The organism is Actinomadura formosensis, assembly GCF_050948385.1.
GTDB classification, from domain to species: Bacteria; Actinomycetota; Actinomycetes; order Streptosporangiales; family Streptosporangiaceae; genus Spirillospora; species Spirillospora formosensis.
Genome location: NZ_CP192011.1, coordinates 4,672,919 through 4,696,787, shown reverse-complemented (window position 1 = coordinate 4,696,787; position 23,869 = coordinate 4,672,919). Strand labels below are relative to the sequence as shown.

The following is a 23,869-nucleotide window of genomic DNA, read 5'->3' as shown; positions in this document are numbered from 1 at the left end:
ACAGCCCATCCATGTCAACCCCTTCAGAGTAGCCGCCGCGATTTCGGACATCTCCCTAACCGAAGGCGGACAGACGGCCGTTGACGCTTCTGGAACGGTCCAGCACACTCGTGTCTCACCTGACCGCCGACCGGGAGGGGATCAATGAGGATCGGACTGGCCGGCGCGGGGCGCATCGGTGCGCGCCACGCCGCCGCTCTCTGCGCACTGCCCGAGGTGGACTCCCTGGCCATCGCCGACGCGGACGCCGCCCGCGCCCGCGACCTCGCCGCCCGGCTGCCCTCGCGGGGACGGGCACTGGACACCGTAGGCGAGCTCTTCACCGCCGAGCTGGACGGACTGGTCGTCGCGGCGGCGACCGACGCGCACGCGGACCTGGTGGGACGGGCCATCGCCGCCCGTATTCCCGTCTTCTGCGAGAAACCGCTCGCCTCCGACTTTGATGGAACGTTCCAGACCGTGGCCGCGGCGGCCTCCGCCGGCGTCCCGGTGCAGGTCGGATTCCAGCGCCGGTTCGACGCCGGAAACGCGGCGGCCCGCGAGGCCCTCGCGTCCGGGCGGCTGGGATGGCTGCACACCGTCCGGTCGTGCAGCTTCGACCCGTCCCCGCCGCCCGCCGCGTACGTCCCGTCGTCCGGCGGGCTTTTTCGTGACTGCGTCATCCACGACCTGGACCTCATCCGGTTCGTCACCGGACGCGAGGTCGTCCGGGTGATGGCCTCGGGCGCCAACCGCGGCGACGACTTCTTCCGCGAGTACGGCGACATCGACACCGGGTCGGCGCTGCTCGTCCTGGACGACGGGACACTGGGAGTCGTCTCCGCCACCCGCTACAACGCCGCGGGGTACGACGCAAGACTGGAACTGTTCGGGTCCAAGGACAGCGTCGTCACCGGCCTGGACGCCAAGACGCCCGCCACCCCGCTACCCGAACGGGACGCCGAACCGAGGCCCGCCTACAGCGGCTTCATGGAGCGCTTCTCCGACGCCTACGACGCCGAACTCCAGGCGTTCGTGGACGTGGCGGCGGGCCGCCGCGCCAACCCGTGCCCGCCGGAGGAGGCCCTGGAGGCGTTCTATCTCGCCGAGGCCTGCGAGCTGTCCATGCGGCAGGGCCGGATCGTCGGCACCGAGGAGGTGCGCCGATGAGGGTCGCGGGCGCGCCGATCTCGTGGGGCGTGTGCGAGGTGCCCGGCTGGGGCCACCAGATGGAGCCGGGGCGCGTCCTCGGCGAGATGCGCGACCTCGGCCTCGCCGCCACGGAGCTGGGCCCGGCCGGTTTCCTGCCCGCCGCCGCGCGGGCCCGGAGCGCGTTACTGGCGTCCTACGGTCTCGGTCTCGTGGGGGCGTTCGTCCCGGTCGTCCTGCATGATCCGGACTACGATCCGATGCCGGAGATCGACCGGGCCATGGACGCCGTCGAGGGCGTTCTCGTCCTGGCCGCCGCCACCGGCCTCGACGGCTACGACACGCGGCCCGTCCTGGACACGGAGGCGTGGTCCGCGCTGCTGGCGAACCTCGACGCGATCACCGCGCGGGCGGCGGCGCGCGGCCGGCCGGTCACGCTGCATCCGCACGTCGGGACGGTCGTGGAACGCCGCGACGAGGTCGAGCGGGTGCTGGACGGTTGCAGCGTCCCGCTGTGCCTCGACACCGGTCATCTCCTGGTCGGCGGCACCGATCCGGTATGGCTGGCACATTTCGCGGCACCGCGCATAACGCACGTCCACCTGAAGGACGTCGACGCGGGGCTGGCCCAACAGGTGCTGGACGGTGAGGTCGCCTACACGCACGCGGTGCGGGACGGCCTCTACCGGCCGCTGGGGAACGGTGACATTGACATCCCCGGCATTATCCGCACCCTGGAGGGCGCAGGGTACGAAGGCTGGTACGTGATGGAGCAGGACACCGTCCTGGCAGGCGAGCCCGCAGCGGGCGAAGGGCCGTACGACGATGTCCGCAGAAGCCTCGGCTTCCTCTCCGGGATGTCCCGATGACGTTCGACCTCATCACGATGGGACGGGTGAGCGTGGACGTCTATCCGAATCAGGTGGGCGTCCCGCTGGAGGACGTCGAGTCGTTCGGCAAGTATCTCGGCGGGAGCCCCACCAACGTCGCCGTGGCGGCGGCCAGGTACGGCCGCAGCGCCGCCGTCATCACCCGTACCGGCGACGACCCCTTCGGCCGGTTCGTCCACAAGGCGCTCCAGAGGTACGGCGTGGACGACCGCTACGTCACGGCCGTTCCCGGTCTGCCGACACCGCTCGCCTTCTGCGAGATCTTCCCGCCGGACGATTTCCCGCTGTACTTCTACCGCTATCCCAAGGCGCCCGACCTGGAGATCCGGCCGCATGAGCTGGACTTGGAAGCGATCCGTGAGGCCCGCATCGTCTGGGCCACCGTCACGGGCCTCTCCCAAGAGCCCAGCCGTGGAGCCACCCTGACCGCGCTCACCGAACACCCCGGACAGACCGTCATCGACCTCGACTACAGGCCGATGCTGTGGGACGACCCCGAAGAGGCCCCGCACTGGGCCGGCCTCGCGCTGGAACAGGCGGCAGTCGCGGTCGGCAACCTGGACGAGTGCGCGGTCGCGGTGGGGGAGCGGGAGCCGCGCGCCGCCGCCCGCGCCCTCCTCGAACGCGGCCCGGAACTGGCCATCGTGAAGATGGGCCCGGAGGGCGTCCTCGCCGCGACGGCCGGGGAGACGGTGGAGGTGCCGCCGGTCAAGGTCGACGTCGTCAACGGGCTCGGCGCCGGGGACGCGTTCGGCGGCGCCGTCTGCCACGGCCTCCTGTCCGGCTGGGACCTGCGGCGCCTCGTCGAGTTCGCGGGCGCCGCCGGCGCGATCGTCGCGTCCCGCATCGCCTGCTCGGACGCGATGCCCGCGCAAGGCGAGGTCGAAGCACTCCTCAAGGAGCCGCGATGAGGTACCACCTGCCCGCCGGCAGCGCCGCGGAAGGCCCGTACGGCGTCGTCGTCACCCCCGAGTCGGCCGGGTGGGCGCACTCCGCGCTGCGCGTCCTCGATCTTCCGGACGGCGGTGAGCACACGTTCGGCACGGGTGAGTTCGAGATGATCGTGCTGCCGCTGGCCGGGTCGTGCGCGGTGCAGTGCGATGGGTCGCGGTTCGAGCTGGAAGGCCGCGCCGACGTGTTCAGCCGCGTCAGCGACTTCGCCTACGTGCCGCGCGACGCGCGGGTGACGGTGCGGGGACGCGGCCGGTTCGCGCTGGCCGGCGCCCGCTGCGAGGGACGCCGGGAGCCGCGCTACGGCCCCGCCGGAAGGGTTCCGGTGGAACTCCGCGGCGCCGGCGCGGCGAGCCGGCAGGTCAACAACTTCGGGACGCCCGAGGGGTTCCCGTTCGCCGAGAAGCTGATCGCGTGCGAGGTGCTCACGCCGGGCGGCTGCTGGTCGTCCTTCCCGCCGCACAAGCACGACGAGGAGGCGCCCGGCGAGGCCGTCCTGGAGGAGATCTACTACTTCGAGGCCGCCCGGGGCGGCATGGGCTACCAGCGCGTCTACGGCTCGCCCGGACGCCCCATCGACGTGCTCGCGGAGGTCCGCAGCGGAGACGTCGTCCTGATCCCGCACGGCTGGCACGGCCCGTCGATGGCGCCGCCGGGCACCGACCTGTACTACCTCAACGTGATGGCCGGGCCGTCCCCGGAACGGGCCTGGCGGATCCGCGACGATCCCGCCCACGCCTGGATCCGCGACACCTGGAAGGACCAGCCCGCCGACCCGCGCCTGCCCCTGACGTCGCCGGAGGGACGCCCGCAGGCCGATGGCGCGGACGAGGGTCATCCACATTGAGAGACCCCCGTGGCAGGCGCCCCCGCCGGTGCGGCATGGTGGGACATTCCGATCATGGAGGTGCGGGTGCCGGACCGCGGCAGGAGGCTCGTGCCCGTTGTGGGGGATATCGGCGAGCATGCCGTCACCATCTGTGATCAACTCCTCAGACCGACCATTCGGGGAGAAACGGAGTGCAGCCGATGAGAGGCGTTTTCACGCGCGGGTCGTCCAGGGGGCTGGCGGTCCTGGCGGCCGCGGGTCTGCTGGCACTGAGCGCCTGCAGCAGCTCGGGCGGCAAGAAGTCCGAGGAGGCGCCGCAGGGCGCCGGGCCCCGGCTGAAGATCGCGATGGTGACCCACTCGGGCGCCGGCGACACGTTCTGGGACATCGTGCAGAAGGGCGCCAAGGCCGCGGCCGCCAAGGACAACGTCGAGTTCCTCTACTCGGCGGACCCGGACGGCGGCAAGCAGGCCCAGCTCGTCCAGGCCGCGATCGACAAGAAGGTCGACGGCATCATCGTCACGCTCGCCAAGCCGGACGCGATGAAGGACGTCCTGGCCCGCGCCGCCGCCGCGAAGATCCCGGTGGTGTCGATCAACTCGGGGGCGGAGGAGTCGGCGAAGCTCGGCGCGCTCGCCCACTTCGGGCAGGACGAGTCCATCGCCGGCGAGGCGGCCGGCACCGAGCTGGGGAAGATCGGCGCGAAGAAGGCGCTGTGCGTCGTCCACGAGCAGGGCAACGTCGGCCTTGAGGCCCGCTGCGCCGGGGCGAAGAAGACGTTCGGCGGCGACCTGGAGAACCTGTTCGTCCAGGGCACGAACATGCCGGACGTCAAGTCGTCCATCACGGCGAAGCTCCAGTCCGACAAGGGCATCGACGGCATCCTGACGCTCGGCGCGCCGTTCGCGGCGACCGCCGTGGACGCCGTCAAGGAGACCGGCGGCAAGGCCAGGATCGGCACGTTCGATCTGAACAAGGACCTGATCGCCTCGCTCAAGGCGGGCTCGATCGAGTTCGCCGTCGACCAGCAGCCCTACCTGCAGGGGTACGAGGCCGTCGACCAGCTGTGGCTGCTGAAGAACAACGGCAACGTCCTCGGCGGCGGCCGTCCGGTGCTGACCGGGCCCGCGGTCGTCACCAAGGAGAACGCCGGCGACCTGGAGGCGTTCGCGGACCGGGGGACGCGATGACCCACGCGGTGGCGCAGCCGCCGGTGGCCGATCCCGGCTCCGACGAGCGCCTGGCCCGGCGGTCGCCGCTGCGGCGGCTGCTGGGCCGGCCGGAGCTGGGCGCGCTGCTCGGCGCCGTCGCGCTGTTCGTGTTCTTCTCGATCGTCGCCGACGCTTTCCTGCGCGCCGGGTCGTTCTCCACCGTCCTGTACGCGAGCTCCACGTTCGGGATCATGGCGGTCGGGGTGTCGCTGCTGATGATCGGCGGCGAGTTCGACCTGTCCGCCGGGGTGATGGTGACGTCCTCGGCGCTGATCGCCGCGCTGACCGCCTACCAGTTCACGCTGAACGTGTGGGCGGGCGTGGTGATCTCGCTCGTGCTGACGCTGGCGCTCGGCGTGGTGAACGGCGTGCTGTACGTCAGGACGCGGCTGCCGAGCTTCATCATCACGCTGGCCACGTTCTTCATGCTCGCCGGGCTGAACCTCGGCGTGACGAAGGCGCTCACCGGCAACGTCGCCAGCGACTCCGTCCGCGACATGGACGGCTTCGGCACCGCCCGCGCGATCTTCGCCTCGGACGTCGGCGTGCTGGGCGTCCAGGTCAAGATCACCGTGTTCTGGTGGCTGCTGTTCGTCGCGCTCGCGACCTGGCTCCTGCTGCGCACCCGGCTCGGCAACTGGATCTTCGCGGTGGGCGGCTCCGCCGACAGCGCCCGCGCGGTCGGCGTGCCGGTCGCCCGCGTCAAGATCGGCCTGTTCATGGGGGTCGCGTTCTGCGCCTGGTTCTCCGGGATGCACCTGGTGTTCGCGTTCGCGACCGTCCAGTCCGGGGAGGGCGTCGGCAACGAGTTCCTCTACATCATCTGCGCGGTCATCGGCGGCTGCCTGCTGACCGGCGGCTACGGGTCGGCGATCGGCGCGGCGATCGGCGCGTTCATCTTCGGCATGACCAGCAAGGGCATCGTGTACGCGGAGTGGAATCCCGACTGGTTCCGGTTCTTCCTCGGCGCGATGCTGCTGATCGCGACCGTCGTCAACCTGATCGTGCGGCGCAGGGTGGAGCGGTCGTCATGACGGGCACGCCGCTGATCAGGCTGACGGGCACCGGCAAGAACTACGGCAACATCATCGCGCTGCGCGAGGTGGACCTGGAGGTCTCCGCGGGCGAGGTCACGTGCGTGCTGGGCGACAACGGGGCGGGCAAGTCCACCCTCATCAAGATCATCGCCGGGCTGCACCGGCACGACACCGGCACCTATGAGGTCCAGGGGGAGCAGGTCGCGTTCGGCTCCCCCCGCGAGGCGCTCGACCGGGGCATCGCGACCGTCTACCAGGACCTCGCCGTCGTCCCGCTGATGCCGGTCTGGCGGAACTTCTTCCTCGGCTCGGAGAGGCGCAAGGGCTTCGGCCGCCTGGACGTCGGGTTCATGCGGAAGACGACCCACGGCGAACTGGCCGCGATGGGGATCGACCTGCGGGACGTCGACCAGCCCATCGGAACGCTGTCGGGCGGCGAACGGCAGTGCGTGGCGATCGCCCGCGCCGTCTACTTCGGCGCCAAGGCCCTCGTCCTGGACGAGCCCACGGCGGCCCTCGGCGTGAAGCAGGCCGGGGTGGTGCTGCGCTACATCGTCCAGGCACGGGAGCGGGGGCTCGCGGTCGTCTTCATCACCCACAACCCGCACCACGCCTACCCGGTCGGGGACCGTTTCCTGATCCTCAACCGGGGCCGGAGCATCGGCTACCACACCAAGGAAGAGGTCACCCGCGACGAGCTGACCGGCCTCATGGCGGGCGGCGGCGAACTGGAGGAACTGGCCCACGAACTGGAAGAGGCGACCGGGGCTCACTCGCCGGCCGAATAGATTCCGTGCGCCGTGAACGCCACGTCCGGCACCGGGTGGGCCCGCAGGCCGCGCAGGAGGTCCCGCCACCGCGGCGGCCAGCCCGCGCGCGGGCCGTGCCGCTCGGTGAGCGCGCACGCGAACAGGCCGCCCGCCAGGTCGCCGCGCCGCGCGAGCCGCGCCGCGTGCGGATGGACGCCGTCCGCCTCCGGGAGGCCGGACCGGGCGGCGCCGTACGGGCTCAAGCCGTACGGGCTCGGGGGGTGCGGGCCGCCCGCGAGGGCCGCGGCGACCCGCTGGACGGCCGGGACGGGGGCGTCCGCGCACGCGTCGGCCAGCGCGTCCACGGCCGCGCCGTCCCAGTGCAGCGTCGCGGCCGACAGTTCGCGTGCGAGCCGCACCGGAAGCCGTGCCGTGACGGCCCGCAGAACGGGGCCGGCGGCGGCGCGCCGGCTCGCGGCCGTGGTCCGGAGCGCCTCGGCCAGAGCCGCCAGCCGCTGCGCCGCGGGCAGGTCCCGCTCGGCCTCGGCGTTCGCCCCGTCACCGGCCGCGGCGAGGGTCGCGGCGGCCTCGCCCAGTTCGCCGGTCCCCGTGCCGCCGACGGCACAGCCGACCAGTGCGGACAGGGCGGTGCGCCAGCGCCGCGTCTCCGCCAGGTCGGTGAGGACGTCCGCCAGCAGCGCCGGGATCTCCGGCGCCCACCGCGCCCACCGGCCGAGCGCGGACAGCGCGGGATCGGACGCCTCCGGGTCGGGGGAGCGCGCCACCCGCACGACCAGCGCGGCGTAGTCGGCCCGGAACCCGTCCTCGATCTCGTACGGCCACGCGCCGAGCACCTGGCGGGCGAGGTCACGGGGACCCTGCGCCGCCTCGGTGAGGATCCGCCGCGCGACCGGGTCGGCCACGTGCGGCCGGACGGCCGACACGAGCGCCGCCCGGACGTCGCGGTGCTGGCCCGGGTCGTCCCACGCCTCGGCGACGGTGTGCATCGCCTCCGGCGCCCGGGTGCGGAGCAGGATCCGCAGCGCCTCCTTGCGCGCGGTGATCCTGCCGCCCGCGAGGACCGGGCGCAGCAGCGCCGGCAGCGCCGACGGCCGGACGAACCGCGCCGCGCGTCCCGCCGCGTAGACGGCCACGTGCGCGTCGTCGGACGAGGCGTGCGCGAGCAGATCGGGCAGGACGTCGTGCGGCCGGGCCGTCCACGGCGCGGCGGTCAGCGCCATCCGGCGCAGGTACGCCTCATCCGACCGCAGGTAGGGGCGCAGCCGGGCGGCGTCCACGCCGGGAACGGCCGCGATCGCCGTGACCGCGCGCCCCCGGTCGGCGTCCGGGAGCCGCCGGTCGTTCGCGACCCGCTCCAGGAGCCGCAGATAGGCGTCGTGCTGCCGGGCCGTCCAGCCCCGCGTCCAGCGCGGGTCGAGCCGCGGGACGTAGGTGACGTCGGCGCGCCGGAACCGCCCGGCGGGCGTGGGGCCGGACAGGACGAGGTGAAGGAGATCGGTGCGCTGCCCTGCTCGGCGAACAGGCAGGCGATCTGGACGAGCGCCAGGTGGGTCGCGGGGGAGGAGTCGCGGGCGTTCAGCGCGTCCTCGGTGAGCCGCTCGACGGCCGCGGTGTGCCCGGCCCGCAGCACCGTGGCCGGGACGGACACCAGTGCCCGCAGCGCGGCGGCCCGCACCGGGTCCTGCTCGTTGCGCAGCCGCCCGAGGGATTCGAGCAGCGCGGTCAGCACGGCCGGGTCGCGCTCGCGTCCGGCGCACTGGACGAGCAGCGTGTACCCGGCGGCGCGCTCGTCGGCGTCGGGGCGGCGGATCAGCTCCTCCAGGACGGGCCGGGCCTCCTCCAACGGCAGGAACGCCGAGACGGCCCGCGCCCGCCGCGGCCGGTCGGCGACCGCGCGCAGCGTCAGCATCCGGCGCGCCTCCCGGACCCGCACCGCGCGCGGCAGGACGTCCGGCAGCGCGTCCCCGAGGTCCGCGGTGGTCAGGTCGACACCGGCCATCGCCGCGTCGAACAGCTCGCCGCGCCGGCCCGGCGGGACGGCCTTCAGCAGCAGGAGCAGCGCGTGCTCGTCCTCCCGGACGGCGCGGGCGGTGCGGGCGAGCGCGTCCCCGCCGAGGCGGACGAGCCGGTGGCGCATCGAGCGGCGGCGCACCAGCGAGGGCAGCGTCGGCCGGCATCCGTCCGACAGGAGCAGCCGCAGCGTCCGCTCCGGTTCGGCGTCGAGGAGCGTGCCGATCCAGGGCCTTATCGCCTGCGGCAGGTCGCCGGCGTGCCAGTGGTCCTCCAGGAGGGCGAGGACACGTCCCGGGTCGTGCGGCAGTGCCGCCGCGACGCCCGGCCCGTTCCAGTCCCACCAGGAGTTCAGCGTGCCCGGGGCCCGCGCGCCGAGTTCCCGTTCCGCCTGTTCCAGGAACGCCGCGGGGTGGGCGCGGCCGAGCGCGTGCGGGTTCGGGACGGCGTGCGCCAGCTCGCCGATGCGCTCCGCCGCGTGCTCATGCGTGCAGGCCGGCAGCAGGCGGGCGGCCTCGTCGGCGCCCCAACGCAGCGCGACCGGCCCGACGAGCGCGTCGGCCAGCTCCCCGCGCCGGTGCCGGCGGATCGCCCGGTACGTCGCCGCCCGGATCGCCGGCGGGGCGTCCAGCAGGCCCGCCGCCAGCGGCTGCGGCGCGGGCGCGTACCGCACCGCCAGCCGGGTCGCCCGCAGCGCCAGCGCCGCGTCGGGATCGGCCGCCGCCGCGAGGATGTGCGCGATCGACGCCTCGTCCCGCACGACGGACGCGACGAACAGCGCGATCGACCGCTCGTAGTGCCCGCGTCCGCCGAGATCGGCCAGCAGCGCGGCCAGTTCCCGCCCGCCCGCGGCGTTCCGCAGCTCCACCAGGCGGCGGACACGGGCGGGGTGGGGCAGGGGCTCGATCTCGGCGAGCAGATCATCGGCGCGCATGGGGCGCATCGTGCCGGATCACTCGTCCGGATTCATCCGCTTTTCTTCATCCGGCGCGGGGCCGGGGATCAGGCGGGCGGGGCGGGGCGGGGGATGGACTTGTGCTCCAGGTAGGCCGTCAGGCCCTCGGGGCCGAGTTCGCGGCCCATGCCGCTGTTCTTGTAGCCGCCGAAGGGGGTGTTCGGGTCGAGGGTGTACATGTTGACGCCGCAGCTTCCGGTGCGGATGCGGCGGGCGACCTCGATGCCGTGGTCGACGTCGGACGTCCAGACCGAGCCGCCGAGGCCGTAGTCGCTGTCGTTGGCGATCTTGATGGCGTCGGCCTCGTCGTCGTAGGGGATGAGGACGAGCACCGGGCCGAAGATCTCCTCGCGGGCGATGCGCATGTCGTTGCCGACGTCGCCGAACACGGTCGGCGCGACGTACCAGCCGCGGTCGTGCGGGCGGTTCAGCCCGCCGGTGATCACCTTGGCGCCCTCGTCCTGGCCGATCCGGACGTAGTTCTCGACGCGTTCCTGCTGCCGCCGGGTGACCAGCGGGCCGATCTCGGTGCCGTAGTCGGCGGGGTCGCCGACGGCCAGCCCGCCGACCATGGCCGCGAGCGCGTCGGCGACCTCGTCGTAGCGGCGGCGGGAGGCGAGGATGCGGGTCTGCGCGGCGCACGCCTCCCCGTTGTTCATCAGCGAGGCGAGCTTGAAGCCCTCGATGGTGGACGCCAGGTCCGCGTCGTCCAGGATGATCGCCGCGGACTTGCCGCCGAGCTCCAGGGTGACCCGCTTGAGCTGCTCGCCGCAGACCGCGCCGATCTTGCGCCCGGCGGCGGTGGAGCCGGTGAAGGACACCTTGTCCACGTCGGGGTGCGCGACCAGGTGGGCGCCGACCTCGCGGCCGGCCGGGACGACGTTGACCACGCCGTCGGGGATGCCCGCCTCCTTGATCCACTCGGCGAGCAGGTAGGAGTCGAGCGGGGTCTCCGGGGACGGCTTGGCCACCACCGTGCAGCCGGCGATCAGCGCGGGCGCGAGCTTGAGCATCAGCGTGAACTGCGGGACGTTCCACGGGACGATCGCCGCGACGACGCCCACCGGCTCCTGGGTGACCGTGACCGGCCCCAGCATGCCCTGCCGCTGCTCCTCCCACGTGTAGGTGCCGGCGAGGTCCACGTAGTACTGCAGCACCATCTGCGGGATCGCGGCCTGCCCGAACACCGAGAACATGATCGGCGAGCCCATTTCGGCGGTGACGAGGTCGGCCATCTCCTGCTGCCGCTCGGCGTAGATGGCCGACAGCCGCCCGACGATCTCGGCGCGCTCGGCGGGCGTCATCCGCGGCCAGGGCCCCTCGTCGAACGCGCGCCGCGCCGCCGCGACCGCCGCGTCGATGTCGCCCTCGGTGCCCTCGGGCACCCGTCCGACGACCTCCTCGGTGTGCGGGGAGATGACGTCGATCGTGCCGGTTCCGGCCGGGGCGGCCCACTCACCGCCGATGAACAGCCGATCGTGCTCGCGCATGCTGCTGTGCCTCCCTGCCCGACGGGCCGAATTCGTGTAACCGAATGCTTGCTTGGCCCAGCATCGCATGGGCGCCCCGTGCCTTGGCAAGAGCAATGAGACTCGGGTCTCACCCATCGTCCGATAACCGGGAGATGGCCGGGACCGACCGTCACCGGTGAGTTTCATGCCTCGGGTCAGAGGAGGTGGGCGTTGGGGGCGCGGGCTCGGAGGGCCAGTTCCGGAAGTTCCAGCAGGGTCATGCCGGCTGCTTCGAGGAGTTCGGCGCCGGTGCCCTCGGCGAACAGCCGGGGTTCGCGCCAGGCGAAGACGACGCGGCGGGCGCCGGAGGCGATGATCAGCTCGGCGCAGGGGCGGGGACGGGACGCGCGGTGCCCGCAGGGCTCCAGGGAGCTGTAGACGGTCGCGCCGGTGAGGTCTGCGGTGGTCTTGGCCAGCGCGGCCTCCTCGGCGTGGTCGTGCGGGTCGTTCTCGCGGGAGAAGCCGCGCGCGATCTCGCGTCCGTCCGCGCCGACGATGACCGCGCCGACGGAGAACGCGGTATCGGACGGCGGGCACAGTTCCGCCAGGTCGCAGGCCAGTTCCAGCCAGCCGAGGTCATCCACGCCCAGCCCCGGCCAGGTAGCGGAGCAGGACCAGGTCACCGATGCGGGTGACCTCTTCCAGGCGCATCGGGCGGCCGGGCGACTGCGGGAACGTCCCCGGCCGGACGAAACGCGGCGCCGCGGGGTCGCCGATGAAGAACGGGGCGACCACGAGCTGCAGTTCGTCGACGGCGTCGGCCGTCAGGAAGAGGGTGTGGACGGCGCCGCCGCCCTCGACCATCAGCCGCCGGACGCCGCGGGACGCGAGGTCGCCGAGCACCGCGGGGAGGGCGAGCGGGTCGCCCGCGTCGATGACGTCGGCCAGGCCGTCCAGCCGCGCCGACAGCCCGGCGGCGGTGGGGGACGGCGCGTACACCAGCTTCGGCGCCTCCCCCGTGGTGAAGAAACGGGCGCCCGGATCCAGGTCGCCGCTCCAGGTCAGGGTGACCTTGGTCAGGTCGGCGGGCAGCCCGCGGGCCGCCCGCTGCGCACGGCGTGCGGCGGAACGGATCAGCAGCCGGGGGTTGTCGGCCCGCACGGTTCCGGCGCCGACCAGGATCGCGTCGCAGCCGGCGCGCACCGCGTCGACCCGGTCGAAGTCGGCCGGGCTGGACAGCCGCAGCCGCTGCGGGGCCGCGTCGTCGATGTAGCCGTCGGCGGACATCGCGCAGCTCAGCAGCACATAGGGACGGTCGCTCACGCCGTCACCCTACGGGAGCCCCGCCGGCGCGGCATTCAAGATCGTTTGGGGCGGCTCGGCGTTTCTGTGCCGGATGTGCCGCAGGGGGCGCCTATGGTTGCCGGGACATGCGAATCCTGCACACCTCCGACTGGCATCTCGGCAGATCGTTCCACCGTGAGGACCTGCTGGCCGCGCAGGCGGCGTTCGTCGACCACCTGGTCGAGACCGTCACGGCGGAGCGGGTCGAGTGCGTGCTGATCTCCGGGGACGTCTACGACCGGGCGCTGCCCGCCGTGGACGCGGTGAAGCTGTGCAACGAGGCGTTGGAGCGGCTCGCCGAACGCACCCGCGTGGTGCTGATCGCGGGCAACCACGACTCGGCGCGCCGCCTCGGGTTCGGGGCGTCGCTGATGGACAAGGCGGGTGTGCACGTCCGCACCGACTTCGCGACCGTGGGGGAACCCGTCATCGTCGGTGATGCGGCCGTCTACGGCATCCCGTATCTGGAGCCCGAACTCGTCCGCCACCCGTGGGATCTGGACGAGCGCAGCCACGCCGCCGCACTGACCGAGGCCATGCGCCGTGTCCGGGAGGACGCCGCCCGCCGCCCCGGGCGCTCGGTCGTGCTGGCGCACGCGTTCGTCACGGGCGGGCGGTCGAGCGAGAGCGAGCGCGACATCTCGGTCGGCGGGTCCGCGCAGGTGGCGGCGTCGGTGTTCGAGGGCGTCGACTACGCGGCGCTCGGGCACCTGCACGGCGCCTGGCGCATCACCGACCGCGTCCGCTACTCGGGCTCGCCGCTCGCGTACTCGTTCTCCGAGGAGCGGCACGTCAAGGGCTCCTGGCTGGTCGACCTGCGCGCCGGTGGAGTCGAGGCGGAGTTCGTCGAGGCGCCCGTGCCGCGCCGGCTCGCGCGGCTGCGCGGCAGCATCGACGACCTGCTGACCGGCGCGTCCTACGACGAGTTCGAGGACCGCTGGCTCCAGATCACGCTCACCGACGCGCGGCGGCCGCCGGCCGCGATGGAACGGCTGCGCCGCCGCTTCCCGCACACGCTCGTCCTCGGCTTCGACCCCGAGGGCGGCGGGACCGGCGACGCCCGCACCTGGTCCGAACGCGTCCGCGAACGCTCCGAGCTGGACATCGCGGGCGACTTCGTCGCCGAGGTCACCGACGGTCCCGCCACCGCCTCCGAGCGCGCCCTCCTGCACGAGGCGTTCGAGGACTGCCGCCGGAAGGAGGCCCTCGTTTGAGACTGCACCGGCTGGAGGTCAGCGCGTTCGGGCCGTTCTCGGGCACCGAGGTCATCGACTTCGACGCGCTGTCGGACGCCGGGCTGTTCCTCATCCAGGGCCGGACGGGCGCGGGCAAGACGTCCGTCCTGGACGCGGTGTGCTTCGCGCTCTACGGCCAGGTCCCCGGGGTGCGGAACGCGGTGAAGGGGCTGCGGAGCGATCACGCGCCGCCCGGCACCGGGCCGCGCGTGGTGCTGGAGACGACGATCCGGGGCCGCAGGCTCCGCATCACGCGGTCGCCGGCGTGGGAGCGGCCGAAGCTGCGCGGCTCCGGGACGACGACCGAGCACGCCAAGGTCGTCCTTGAGGAACTCGAACACGGCGAGTGGACCGGCCTCACCACGCGGCTGGACGAGGCGGGCGACCTGGTGTCGCGGATGCTCGGCATGAACGCCGTGCAGTTCTGCCAGGTCGCGCTGCTGCCGCAGGGCGAGTTCGCCGGGTTCCTGCGCGCCGGGGCGGACGAGCGCCGCCGGGTGCTGGAGCGGCTGTTCGCGACGGAGGTGTTCACGCAGGTCGAAAAGTGGCTGGCCGACCGGCGCGCCGCGACCGGACGGCAGGCCGCCGAACTGGACGGCGCGGCGGCCTCGATCGCCGACCGGATCGCCGAGGCGACCGGGGCCCGGCCGCCGCGCGGGGACCGTCCGGCCGTCCCGCCCCCGCGCCGGGGGGAACCGGTCGTGGAGCCGTTCGCCGAGGTCGATGCGCTGCCCGCGTGGGCCGCGGAACTGGCCGGCGCGCACGAGGACCTCCGTGCGGTGGCCGAAGAACTGCGCGACGGTGCCGCGGCGGCGCTGCGGACCGCCCGCGAGGCATGGGAGGACGCGAAGGGGCTCGCCGACCGGCGGCGCCGCCACGCCGAGGCCCTCGCCCGGCGCGACGCCCTGGCCGGGCACGCCGGGGAGAAGTCGCGGATCGCGTCCCGCCTCTACGCCGCGGAACGCGCCCGCGGGGCCGCCCCGCTGGTGAGGGACGTGCAGGCCCGGCATGCCGAGGCGGTGCGGGCGCGCCGCTGGGCCGAGGAGACCCGCGCCGAGGTCGCCGCGCTGCTGCCGCCGAAGGCGCCGGAGGACGTCCTCGCCAAGGCCGAACGCGACCGCCGGAACGAGGTCGCGATGCTGGAGGGCAAGCGCGCCACCGCCGCCCGGCTCGGCGACATCGAACGGGAACGTGCGGAACTGGCGGACGGCCTGCGGCGGCTCGAACCGCGGGACGCCCGGCTCGCCGCCGCGCTGGCGGAACTCCCCGGTGTCGTGGAGGCCCGCCGCGCCGAACTGGACGAGGCCGCCGTCGCGGCGGCGGCACGTCCCGGAGCGGAGGCCGCCGTCCGGGAGGCGACCCGCCGCCTCGCCGCCGCGCGCCGCCGCGACGAGGTGGAGCGGCTGCTCGCCACCGCCGAGGACGCGCGGCGCGCGGCGATCGACGCCGCGCAGCAGGCCCGCGACCGCGCGCAGGAACTGCGGCAGGCCCGCCTGGACGGGATGGCCGCCGTCCTCGCCGAAGACCTGAAGGACGGCGAACCCTGCCGGGTCTGCGGCGCCACCGAGCATCCCGCGCCCGTCGCGTCGCCGGCCGTCGTCCCGGCCGAGGACGAGATCGACCGCGCCCAGGCCGCCTACGAGCAGGCGCAGGCCCGGCGTGAGCAGCGCACCGGCGAGGTCCGGGCGCTGCGCTCCGAACGCGACGGCCTTGTGAAGGACGTCGAAGACCTGACCGCCGAGGCGCTCGCCGCGGATCTCGCCGCGGCCGAGGCGGCGCGCGAAACCGCGAAGACCCGGGCGGCGGACGCCGAACGGCTGAAAGCCGTCCTGGACCGGCGCGAACGCGAACTCGAAGCGGTCCGCGCCGAGCGCGACCAGGTCTCCCGCGACCTCACCCGGAACCGCACCCGGGACAAGGAGCTCGACGCCGAGCAGGCCCGGCTCCGCGCCGAGCTGGACGCGGCGCGCGGCGACGCCCCGACCCTCGAAGACCGCATCGCCCGCCTCACCGGGGAGGCGGACGCGCTCGCGAACGCCGTGGAGGCGCTGCGCGTCCTGGCCCGCGCCGACGAGGAACTGGCCGCCGCCCGCGCCAAGGCGAGAAAAGAGGCCGGGGAACAGGGCTTCGACACGCCCGAGCAGGTCCTCGAAGCCGAGCTCTCCGAGGAGGAGCAGGGCGTCCTGCGCGACAAGATCCGCGTGTGGGACGACCAGGAGGCCGAGGTCCGCGCCCTGCTGGGCGACCCGGCGCTGGTCGCGGCGGCCGCCGAACCGGCCCCCGACCTGGCCGCCCTGCGGGCGGCGGCCGACGCGGCGGACGCGGTGCACGCCGCGGCGCTCAGCGCCGCCGACCGCGCCCGCCACCGCTGCGAGCGCCTCGCCGAGCTGCGCGGGCACCTCGCCGCGGCGGTCGGCGCGTGGCGTCCCGCCGCGGGCCGCCACGCGGTCGCCGAGCGGCTCGCGGGCCTGACCTCGGGCAAGCACGCCGCGAACCGGCACGCCATGTCGCTGTCGGCGTACGTGCTGGCAGCCCGTCTCGAACAGGTCGTCGCCGCCGCGAACGAGCGCCTGTCCCGCATGTCCGGGGGCCGCTACGCCCTCGTCCACACCACCGACAAGGCGGCGGGCGACCGCACGAAGGGCGCCGGCGGTCTCGGGCTGCGCGTCGCCGACGCCTGGACGGGCCTCGAACGCGACCCGGTGACGCTGTCGGGGGGCGAGTCGTTCATCACCTCGCTGTCCCTGGCGCTCGGCCTCGCCGACGTCGTCACCGCCGAGGCGGGCGGCACCGAGATCGGCACGCTGTTCGTCGACGAGGGCTTCGGCACGCTCGACGAGGAGACCCTCGACGAGGTCATGGACGTCCTGGACGGCCTGCGCGACGGCGGCCGGGCGGTCGGCATCGTCAGCCACGTCGCGGAACTGCGCGCCCGCATCCCCGCGCAGCTCCGGGTGACCAAGAACCGGGCCGGTTCCACCGCGACGATCGTCGTCTGACCGGCGGCGTGCCCGGCGGCCCGCCGGACACGCCGCGGCCCGTCCCGTTCCGCGGCGGGTGTCTCAGCCGCCGGGCGCGGAACGGACCGCGTCGAGGAAGCCGGCGCAGCGGCCGAGCAGGGCGATGAGCGTCTCCCGCTCGGCCTCGGTGAACTCGGCGGCGAGCCCCCGCTCGACCTTGACCGCGCGGGCGTCGGCGTCCGCCAGCACCTCCTCGCCCTCGGCGGTGAGCCGGGTCTCCAGGATGTTGCGGTGCCACTCGTGCGGGGTGCGCTCGATCAGCCCGCGCTCCCGGAGGTTCTTCAGGACGGTGTTCATCGTCGGCGGGGTGACCGAGCACTTGCGGGCGAGCGCGGCGGCCGACATGCCCGGGTTGTCGGCGAGGTGGAGCAGGGCGGCGTACTGCGGCACCGTGAGCCCGCTCGGTTTCAGCGCGGCGTGCTTGGCCCCGCTGAGCGCCTGCTCCGCGCGCTTGAGGTGGGAGCCGATCCGCTCCGAGACGGGCATCGAGGTCATGTCCCCCATGGTAGCGAGCCGTCGAACGGAAGCTCATTGACGTAAGTTAGAGTTCTAACTACTGTATGGACGCGTTCTAATGATTCATCTCGAACGGAGATTCATGTTCCGCGTCAACCGCTCCACCGCGGCCGTCCTCCTGGCCGTGTCCGCGGCCGTCGCCGCGGCCCCGCCCGCCCTCGCCCGCGAGCCCGCGCACCGGGCCGCGCCGCACGCGCCGCACGCGCGGATCTCCGCGGCCTACGTGCTGCCCGGCGACCGCGTGTACCCCGAAGGCATCGCCGCCGACCCCCGCACCGGCACCCTGTACGCCGGGTCCTTCCAGGACGGCACCGTCTACCGGATGCGTCCGGGCCACCGCGCGGCCGAGGTGTTCCTCCCGGCGGGCGCGGACGGCCGCCGCACCGCCAACGGACTGAAGGTCGACGGGGCCGGACGGCTCTGGGTGACCGACTCCTCCTCCGGTGTCTCGGTGTACGACACGGGGAGCCGCCGCCTCCTTGCACGGTTCGTCGTCCCCGGCACCGGCGCCCGTTTCGTCAACGACCTCGCCATCGCCCGCGACGGCGGCGCCTACCTGACCGACAGCCTCCGTTCCGTCGTCTACCGCGTCACACCGCGCGACCTGGCCGGCGCCCGCGGAGGACCCGCCACGCTGGCGGTGGGCTTCGACCTGGGGGACGCCCTGGAACCGCACGGTCCCGGCGACTTCACCCTCAACGGGATCGTCGCCGACCCCACCGGCCGCTTCCTGCTGACCGACGACATGCTCGGCGGTGACCTCTACCGGCTCGACCTCGCGACCGGGGCCGTCCGCGAGGTCGCTCTCCAGGGCGGCGACATGCGCAACGCCGACGGCCTCGAACTCCAGCACGGGCGGCTGTGGACGGCCCACAACCTCGACAACGTCATCCGCCGCTGGCGGGTGGCGCGCGACGGGACCCGCGTCCGGCTGGAGCACAGCCTGGCGGACGCGTCCCTCCAGGTGCCGACGACGCTCGTCCGCCGCCACGGCACCCTCTACGTGGTCCGCTCCCAGTTCGACAAGGGCGGCCCGCTCGGCGACGGAACCCCCGAGATCCCGTTCACCATCGCCGCCGTCCGCGGTATCTGACCGCGGCCGCCGTCCGGCACGCTCGCGGGTGGCGCGGGGGAGCGGTCAGAGGTAGAGGCCGGTGCCGTGCTCGGGCCGTTCGCTGGCGATCGCGTGCAGGTCGCGTTCCCGCATGACGAGGTAGTTCTCCCCCTGGATCTCGACCTCGTACTGGTCGCCGGGGTGGAACAGCACGCGGTCGCCGGGCTTGACGATCCGCACATGGTGGCCGACCCCGCAGACTTCGCCCCACACCAGGCGGTTCCCCTGCTCCACCGTCGCGGGGATCACGATCCCCGCGGTGCTGCGGCGCTCGCCGCTGTCCTTCTCGACCTTGATCATGACCCGGTCGTGGAGCATCTGGACTTCGAACTTCGGCTCGGACACGCCGGTGAGTTTATCCGCCCGCGTCAACCAGGGCGTTCCACGAACCGGCGATGATCTCCGGCCGCGCGGACCGCTCGGGCCGCCGGCCGGGATCGGCCCGGATCGCGGCGGCGTCGCAGATCACCCTCGGCGCCGCCGGCCGGGCCGGGCGGCGTCCAGCGCCCGCACATGGGCGGAGGTCAGTCGTACCTGCGGCCGGTCCCGGACGACAGCCGCGTGATCAGCCCGCGCGGGACGAACCGGACGACGCCGGCGATCGCCTTGTACTGCGCGCCCGGGATGCTGACCTGCGCGCCCCGGCGCAGGTCGCGGAGCGCGGTGTCCACGACGTCGTCCTTGTCCAGCCACATGAAGCCGGGCAGGTCCGACATGTCCATCTGGGCGCGTTCATGGAACTCGGTGTGCACGAAGCCGGGGCACAGCGCCATCACCCGGACGCGGCCGTGCGAGCGCCGCCCGAGGTCGGCCGCGACGCCCTGGCTGAAGCTCACCACCCACGCCTTGGACGCCCCGTAGGTGCCGCGCGTCGCGAACGCCGCCATCGAGGAGACGTTGATCACCGCGCCCCGGCCGCGCTCCAGCATCCCCGGCAGGACGGCGTGCGTGAGCCGCAGGACCGCCTCGCAGTGCACCTTGAGCATGGTCACCTCGTCCGACACGGGGACGTCCAGGAAGACGCCCTTGTGGCCGAACCCGGCGTTGTTGACCAGCAGGTCCACGCCCTCGCGGAGGCGTTCCTCGGCCGCGGCGACGCCCTCCTCGGCGGACAGGTCGGCGGGCAGGGCCTCGGCGCGGACGGCGTAGGTGTCGCGCAGCTCGGCCGCGGCCCGTTCCAGGCGCTCGGCGTCGCGGGCCAGCAGGACCAGGTCGAACCCGTCGGAGGCGAGGCGGCGGGCGAACGCGGCACCGATCCCCGCGGTCGCGCCGGTGATGAAGGCGGTCGGCATGGCACCGAGCCTAAGCCGCAGGCCGTGCGGTGAAGTGACGCGGGTCGGGACGGCGCGTCGCGCGGCGGTAGGCGAAGGTGAACCCGGGCCAGTTGTTGACGACCGTGCCGTCGGCCGTCATGTACCAGCTCCGGCAGCCCGCCTCCCACACGGTCGCGCGCATCCGCTCCCGCATCTCGCGGGTGAACGCGTCCTGCGCCTGCGGCCGGACGTCGATCCAGGCGAGCCCGGCCCGGCGCAGCGCCGCCACGCAGCCGAGCACATACCGGAACTGCGACTCCAGCATGTAGATGATCGAGTTGTGCCCGAGGTTGGTGTACGGGCCGTAGAGCAGGAACATGTTCGGGAAACCGCTGACGGTGATGCCGAGGTGCGCCTGCGCGCCGTCCCGCCACGCCTCGTTCAGCTCCCGCCCGTCCCGTCCGACGATCTTCATGGGGGCGAGGAACCCGCCGGCCTGGAACCCGGTCGCGTACACGATGACGTCCACGTCGTACGCGCGCTTCGCCGTCGCGACACCGGACGGCGTGATCCGCTCGATCGGGTCGGTGACGAGGTCGACGTTCGGCCGGGTGAGCGCCGGATAGTAGTCGTTGGAGATCAGGATGCGCTTGCAGCCCATCGGGTAGCCGGGGATGAGCGCGTCCCGCAGGACGGGGTCGTCGATGCCGTTCTTCAGCGTCCTGGTGAACCGCTTCTCCAGCATCGCCATCAGCTTCGGGTACTTGACGAACCCCAGCGCCCGCGCCTCGTAGAGCGCGTACGTGCGGGCGCGGCTCAGCTCCCACATCCCCGGCACGTTCCTCAGGACGGCCTGCTCCCACTTCCGGTACGCCCGGTCGGGCTTGTCGATCACGTACGGCGCGGACCGCTGGAACACCCGCAGTTCGGCCGCCTCCTTCGCGATCTCCGGGACGATCTGGACCGCGCTCGCCCCCGTCCCGATCACCGCGACCCGCCTGCCCCGCAGGCCGGCGCCGTGGTCCCAGCGGGCGGAGTGGAAGCTTCGCCCGGCGAACGACTCGCGTCCCCCGATCGGCGGCAGGACGGGCCGGTTCAGCTGCCCGCACGCCGAGACCAGCACCCGCGCCTCCAGTGCGCCGGACGTCGTGGAGATCCGCCAGAGCGCCGCGTCCTCGTCGAACCGCGCCTCGGTGACCTCGGTACCGAACCGGATGTTCGCCAGGACGCCGTACTTGCGGGCGCAGTGCCGCAGGTAGCCGAGGATCTCCGGCTGCGGCGGGAACCGCCGCGACCAGTCCGTCTTGCGCTCGAACGAGAACGAGTACAGGTGCGACGGGACATCGCACGCCGCGCCCGGATAGGTGTTGTCCCGCCAGGTGCCGCCGAGCTCCTCGGCCTTCTCCAGGATCACCACGTCGCGGATGCCGGCCTCCCGGAGCCGGATCGCCATCCCGATCCCGCCGAAGCCGCTTCCGATGATCACCACGCTGTGCGTCATGGCCGTCCCGAATCTTGTTCTATCGCGCTCTCCCGAGCCTAGGTGACCATGAGGTCACTGACCAGATGCCCCCGATCGCCGGGTTTCTGTCCGCGCCTCCTGCCAGCATTCCGCCATGCGCTACGACACCCTCGCCGCCGAGGCCCGCAAGGACGACGGCCTGGACGACGTCCGGTTCGCCGCCCTTGGCCGCTCCCAGTGGCTCCTCGACCTCCTGCGCCGCCGGCACGTGGAGAGCCAGGGCGACGGGACGCTCTGGAAGGACGACCGGGAACTCGAAGCGCACCTGCGGCGGCGCCAGGAGATCGAGGATGAGATCCACCGGCGCCTCACCGCGTGCGCCGGAGCGGACGCCGGCGCGGCCGTCCTCTCCGTCGCGCTGGTGGCCGACCTCGATGACGTCGGCTTCTGGGAACTTCTGCGGCGCGTGAGATCTCTCGTGCCGGTGGCCGGGCCGTGGACGCCGGGCCAGGTCGCGGTGCTGCTCCAGCGGGCCTGCGAGTTCCCGAGGAACGGCTACTGGTTCGCCGAGATGCTCGATACCGCCCTGACCGTCGCCGACCGCCTCGACCCCGGCGGGCGCCGGGAACTCCTGCCCTGGCTGAGGCACGTCGACGGGCGGTTCGCCAGGGCCGACGTCCCGATCGGGTATCGCCGGCCGGTCACCAGGCGGCTGTCGGCGCTGCTGGAGAACCTGGACGAGGACTACATCCCCGAGGGGCTGCTGCCCGTGTGCGAGGCGTGGGCCGCGCCGCTGCGCGACCTGACGGCGGCGAGCCCGACGGCCGGGCTGAGCCGGTTCGTCCGGCACCTGGTGAGCCTGTCGGCGCCCCGCCCCTCCCAGAAGTGGCGCAGGACGTGCGTCTCCCTCGCGGACGAGGCGTCCGCGAGGGACGCCGTGGCCGCATGCCTGCGCGCCCTCGCCGGGGACGACCCGCTGTGCAGCGCGGAGCGCGGCGCGCACGCGGACTGGATTTCCGACGAGCATTCCCACCACTACCACTACCTGGTCCACCAGAACCACGGGGACATCGCACGCGGCATCGTCTGGGCGGCGGCCCTGACCGGCGGCCCCGGGACGGCGGCGCGCCTCGGCGCCCTCGCCCTGCGCGCCGGCACGCCCGGCGGTGACGTCCACGAGGACCTCAAGCTCGCGGGCGCGGCGATCAACGCGCTCGCCGCGGTGGACGATCCGGGGGCGCTGGAGTCGCTGTGGCGGCTCCAGGGGAAGACCAAGAACCGGGCGCTGCGCAAGCAGATCGACACCGCGCTGCGGACGGCGGCCGAACGGCGCGGCATCACGCCCGCGCAGCTCGCCGAGCGCAGCGTCCCCGCCCACGGCCTGCGGCCGGACGGCTCGGTGGAGCGGACGCTCGGCGCCCACACGGTGCGGGTCGCGATCGAGGACGCGGCGAGCGTCCGGCTCACCTGCACCGGCGCGGACGGACGCGCCTCGCGGACGGTCCCGGCGGCGGTCAAGGAGGGCTTCCCGGACGAGCTGAAGGAACTGAAGGCGCTGGCCAAGGAGGTGCGGGGCGTCCTGTCGAGCGAGCGGGCGCGCATCGAGGGCCTGATGTCGGACGACCGCGTCTGGCCGTACGGCGAATGGTGCGAGCACTACCGCGACCACCCGATCACCGGCGCCCTGGTCCGCGGCCTCATCTGGGAGTTCCAAGATCAGGACGGCGGCTGGCACGCCGCGCTGGCCGACTCGGGGGGCGGGCCCGTCCAGGTGAGGCTGTGGCACCCCATCCGGGCGACCACGGGCGAAGTGCGGGCCTGGCGGGAGCGGATCGCGGGCGAGCGGATCAGGCAGCCGTTCAAGCAGGCGTTCCGCGAGATCTACCTGCTCACCCCGGCCGAGAAGGAGACCGGGACGTACTCGAACCGGTTCGCCGCGCACATCGTGCGCTACCGGCGGCTCTACGCGCTGTTCAAGGAGCGCGGATGGCGGGCGAACTTCCTCAGCGGCCACGGCGGCGGCCGCGAGGGCGAGGCGTGCGGCGAGTTCGGCGGTGGGCGGTGGCGGGCGTGCTTCTTCCACGATCCGGTGAGCGAGGCCGGCTGGGGGACGCCGGAGTACGCCACGACCGACCAGGTGCGGTTCGAGCGCGGGCACGGCCGCCGCCGGCGGGAGACGCCGCTCGCGGACGTCCCGCCGGTCGTGTTCAGCGAGGCGATGCGGGACGTGGACCTGTTCGTCGCCGTCACCTCCATCGCCGCCGACCCGCGGTGGAGCGACCGCGGCGCGGACCGCTACGCCGCCTACTGGCGTGCGGCCACGTTCGGCGAGCTGACCGCGAACGCCGAGGTCCGCCGCGCGGCGCTGGAGCGGATCCTGCCGCGCACGAAGATCGCCGGCCGCTGCTCGATCGACGGCCGTTACCTGGTGGTGAGGGGCGAGCTGCGCACCTACAAGATCCACCTGGGCTCGGCCAACATCCTGATGGAACCCGATGACTCCTACCTGTGCGTCGTTCGAGCCGGCGGCGGGGGAGGGGGCTCGGTGCATCTGCCGTTCGAGGACGAGCGGCTCTCGCTGATCCTCAGCAAGGCGTTCCTGCTCGCCGCCGACCACAGGATCACCGACGCGGCGATCCTGACCCAGATCAGGCGCCCGGTCACCTGAAACACCGGGAAGCGTCGGTGGCTTC

At 73.6% G+C, this 23,869-nt stretch carries 20 protein-coding genes; 11 read left to right on the top strand and 9 right to left on the bottom strand.

The genetic code is table 11. The features are described from left to right. The first annotated feature begins 144 nt into the window (after positions 1–144). From ACQP1N_RS22180 to ACQP1N_RS22150, 7 genes are all read left to right on the top strand, one after another. Entirely contained in the window at positions 145–1,149 is a 1,005-nt protein-coding gene (locus tag ACQP1N_RS22180; protein ID WP_433226390.1) for a Gfo/Idh/MocA family protein, read from the top strand. Next, complete coding sequence (locus tag ACQP1N_RS22175; protein WP_433226388.1) at positions 1,146–1,997, top strand: TIM barrel protein; 852 nt, start codon at positions 1,146–1,148, stop codon at positions 1,995–1,997. The genes ACQP1N_RS22180 and ACQP1N_RS22175 overlap by 4 nt, the downstream gene beginning before the upstream one ends. Beyond that, positions 1,994–2,929: a 5-dehydro-2-deoxygluconokinase gene (gene iolC, locus ACQP1N_RS22170; protein WP_433226386.1), complete on the top strand. Its 936-nt coding sequence runs from the start codon at positions 1,994–1,996 to the stop codon at positions 2,927–2,929. The genes ACQP1N_RS22175 and iolC overlap by 4 nt, the downstream gene beginning before the upstream one ends. Then, positions 2,926–3,816 carry a 5-deoxy-glucuronate isomerase gene (gene iolB / locus ACQP1N_RS22165; RefSeq protein WP_067802935.1) on the top strand — a complete coding sequence of 297 codons (891 nt, stop codon included), beginning with the start codon at positions 2,926–2,928 and terminating at the stop codon, positions 3,814–3,816. Before iolC ends, iolB begins: the two co-directional genes overlap by 4 nt. Positions 3,817–3,998: 182 nt before the next feature. After that, complete coding sequence (locus ACQP1N_RS22160) at positions 3,999–4,988, top strand: sugar ABC transporter substrate-binding protein (RefSeq protein WP_067802929.1); 990 nt, start codon at positions 3,999–4,001, stop codon at positions 4,986–4,988. Beyond that, complete coding sequence (locus ACQP1N_RS22155; protein ID WP_067802925.1) at positions 4,985–6,043, top strand: ABC transporter permease; 1,059 nt, start codon at positions 4,985–4,987, stop codon at positions 6,041–6,043. Before ACQP1N_RS22160 ends, ACQP1N_RS22155 begins: the two co-directional genes overlap by 4 nt. Then, the gene (locus tag ACQP1N_RS22150; protein ID WP_433226383.1) at positions 6,040–6,834 is read left to right on the top strand and encodes an ATP-binding cassette domain-containing protein; all 795 of its coding nucleotides are present in this window, start codon (positions 6,040–6,042) and stop codon (positions 6,832–6,834) included. Before ACQP1N_RS22155 ends, ACQP1N_RS22150 begins: the two co-directional genes overlap by 4 nt. On the opposite strand, the gene ACQP1N_RS22145 is transcribed toward ACQP1N_RS22150, so the two are convergent. The 5 genes from ACQP1N_RS22145 to ACQP1N_RS22125 form a co-directional block, all read right to left on the bottom strand. Further along, a complete protein-coding gene (locus tag ACQP1N_RS22145; RefSeq protein WP_433226381.1) occupies positions 6,816–8,093 on the bottom strand; it encodes a hypothetical protein in 1,278 nt (425 codons plus the stop codon). The two genes, ACQP1N_RS22150 and ACQP1N_RS22145, sit on opposite strands and share 19 nt — an antisense overlap. Beyond that, complete coding sequence (locus ACQP1N_RS22140; RefSeq protein ID WP_433226379.1) at positions 8,027–9,760, bottom strand: hypothetical protein; 1,734 nt, start codon at positions 9,758–9,760, stop codon at positions 8,027–8,029. Before ACQP1N_RS22140 ends, ACQP1N_RS22145 begins: the two co-directional genes overlap by 67 nt. Before the next feature lie 68 nt (positions 9,761–9,828). Beyond that, positions 9,829–11,271 (bottom strand): aldehyde dehydrogenase, encoded by a 1,443-nt coding sequence (locus tag ACQP1N_RS22135; protein ID WP_067802916.1) that lies wholly within the window; start codon positions 11,269–11,271, stop codon positions 9,829–9,831. A gap of 176 nt (positions 11,272–11,447) precedes the next feature. Beyond that, complete coding sequence (locus ACQP1N_RS22130) at positions 11,448–11,876, bottom strand: deaminase (protein ID WP_242609061.1); 429 nt, start codon at positions 11,874–11,876, stop codon at positions 11,448–11,450. Then, a complete protein-coding gene (locus ACQP1N_RS22125; protein ID WP_433226376.1) occupies positions 11,869–12,555 on the bottom strand; it encodes a RibD family protein in 687 nt (228 codons plus the stop codon). Before ACQP1N_RS22125 ends, ACQP1N_RS22130 begins: the two co-directional genes overlap by 8 nt. Before the next feature lie 107 nt (positions 12,556–12,662). On the opposite strand from ACQP1N_RS22125, the gene ACQP1N_RS22120 reads away from it, so the two are divergent. Both ACQP1N_RS22120 and ACQP1N_RS22115 read left to right on the top strand, forming a co-directional pair. Next, on the top strand, positions 12,663–13,790 hold the full coding sequence (locus ACQP1N_RS22120) for an exonuclease SbcCD subunit D (protein ID WP_433226374.1): 1,128 nt from the start codon (positions 12,663–12,665) through the stop codon (positions 13,788–13,790). Further along, positions 13,787–16,810, top strand: coding sequence for an AAA family ATPase (locus tag ACQP1N_RS22115; protein ID WP_433226372.1), 3,024 nt, complete (start codon positions 13,787–13,789; stop codon positions 16,808–16,810). The genes ACQP1N_RS22120 and ACQP1N_RS22115 overlap by 4 nt, the downstream gene beginning before the upstream one ends. A gap of 63 nt (positions 16,811–16,873) precedes the next feature. Here the strand turns inward: ACQP1N_RS22115 and ACQP1N_RS22110 are convergent, their stop codons facing one another. Then, positions 16,874–17,326 (bottom strand): MarR family winged helix-turn-helix transcriptional regulator, encoded by a 453-nt coding sequence (locus ACQP1N_RS22110; RefSeq protein ID WP_433226370.1) that lies wholly within the window; start codon positions 17,324–17,326, stop codon positions 16,874–16,876. 103 nt (positions 17,327–17,429) lie between these two features. On the opposite strand from ACQP1N_RS22110, the gene ACQP1N_RS22105 reads away from it, so the two are divergent. Continuing rightward, a complete protein-coding gene (locus ACQP1N_RS22105; RefSeq protein ID WP_433226368.1) occupies positions 17,430–18,440 on the top strand; it encodes an SMP-30/gluconolactonase/LRE family protein in 1,011 nt (336 codons plus the stop codon). A gap of 45 nt (positions 18,441–18,485) precedes the next feature. Here ACQP1N_RS22105 and ACQP1N_RS22100 read toward each other — a convergent pair whose 3' ends face one another. The 3 genes from ACQP1N_RS22100 to ACQP1N_RS22090 all read right to left on the bottom strand — a co-directional run bounded on the left by ACQP1N_RS22100 (position 18,486) and on the right by ACQP1N_RS22090 (position 21,215). Continuing rightward, positions 18,486–18,806, bottom strand: a complete 321-nt coding sequence (locus tag ACQP1N_RS22100; protein ID WP_067807038.1) for a GroES family chaperonin — start codon at positions 18,804–18,806, stop codon at positions 18,486–18,488. A 179-nt stretch (positions 18,807–18,985) separates the two neighbouring features. Continuing rightward, positions 18,986–19,753, bottom strand: coding sequence for an SDR family NAD(P)-dependent oxidoreductase (locus ACQP1N_RS22095; RefSeq protein ID WP_433226365.1), 768 nt, complete (start codon positions 19,751–19,753; stop codon positions 18,986–18,988). A 10-nt stretch (positions 19,754–19,763) separates the two neighbouring features. Continuing rightward, positions 19,764–21,215: a flavin-containing monooxygenase gene (locus ACQP1N_RS22090; RefSeq protein WP_433226363.1), complete on the bottom strand. Its 1,452-nt coding sequence runs from the start codon at positions 21,213–21,215 to the stop codon at positions 19,764–19,766. Between the two features lie 115 nt (positions 21,216–21,330). Between ACQP1N_RS22090 and ACQP1N_RS22085 the strand changes: the two genes are divergently transcribed. After that, entirely contained in the window at positions 21,331–23,844 is a 2,514-nt protein-coding gene (locus ACQP1N_RS22085; protein ID WP_433226361.1) for a DUF4132 domain-containing protein, read from the top strand. Positions 23,845–23,869: the final 25 nt, after the last annotated feature.

Bases quoted from the DNA above. Each gene is read 5' to 3' on its own strand.
- ACQP1N_RS22180 (WP_433226390.1), top strand. From the start codon at position 145: ATGAGGATCGGACTGGCCGGCGCGGGGCGCATCGGTGCGCGCCACGCC.
- ACQP1N_RS22175 (WP_433226388.1), top strand. From the start codon at position 1,146: ATGAGGGTCGCGGGCGCGCCGATCTCGTGGGGCGTGTGCGAGGTGCCC.
- iolC (WP_433226386.1), top strand. From the start codon at position 1,994: ATGACGTTCGACCTCATCACGATGGGACGGGTGAGCGTGGACGTCTAT.
- iolB (WP_067802935.1), top strand. From the start codon at position 2,926: ATGAGGTACCACCTGCCCGCCGGCAGCGCCGCGGAAGGCCCGTACGGC.
- ACQP1N_RS22160 (WP_067802929.1), top strand. From the start codon at position 3,999: ATGAGAGGCGTTTTCACGCGCGGGTCGTCCAGGGGGCTGGCGGTCCTG.
- ACQP1N_RS22155 (WP_067802925.1), top strand. From the start codon at position 4,985: ATGACCCACGCGGTGGCGCAGCCGCCGGTGGCCGATCCCGGCTCCGAC.
- ACQP1N_RS22150 (WP_433226383.1), top strand. From the start codon at position 6,040: ATGACGGGCACGCCGCTGATCAGGCTGACGGGCACCGGCAAGAACTAC.
- ACQP1N_RS22140 (WP_433226379.1), bottom strand. From the start codon at position 9,760: ATGCGCGCCGATGATCTGCTCGCCGAGATCGAGCCCCTGCCCCACCCC.
- ACQP1N_RS22135 (WP_067802916.1), bottom strand. From the start codon at position 11,271: ATGCGCGAGCACGATCGGCTGTTCATCGGCGGTGAGTGGGCCGCCCCG.
- ACQP1N_RS22120 (WP_433226374.1), top strand. From the start codon at position 12,663: ATGCGAATCCTGCACACCTCCGACTGGCATCTCGGCAGATCGTTCCAC.
- ACQP1N_RS22110 (WP_433226370.1), bottom strand. From the start codon at position 17,326: ATGACCTCGATGCCCGTCTCGGAGCGGATCGGCTCCCACCTCAAGCGC.
- ACQP1N_RS22105 (WP_433226368.1), top strand. From the start codon at position 17,430: ATGTTCCGCGTCAACCGCTCCACCGCGGCCGTCCTCCTGGCCGTGTCC.
- ACQP1N_RS22095 (WP_433226365.1), bottom strand. From the start codon at position 19,753: ATGCCGACCGCCTTCATCACCGGCGCGACCGCGGGGATCGGTGCCGCG.
- ACQP1N_RS22090 (WP_433226363.1), bottom strand. From the start codon at position 21,215: ATGACGCACAGCGTGGTGATCATCGGAAGCGGCTTCGGCGGGATCGGG.
- ACQP1N_RS22085 (WP_433226361.1), top strand. From the start codon at position 21,331: ATGCGCTACGACACCCTCGCCGCCGAGGCCCGCAAGGACGACGGCCTG.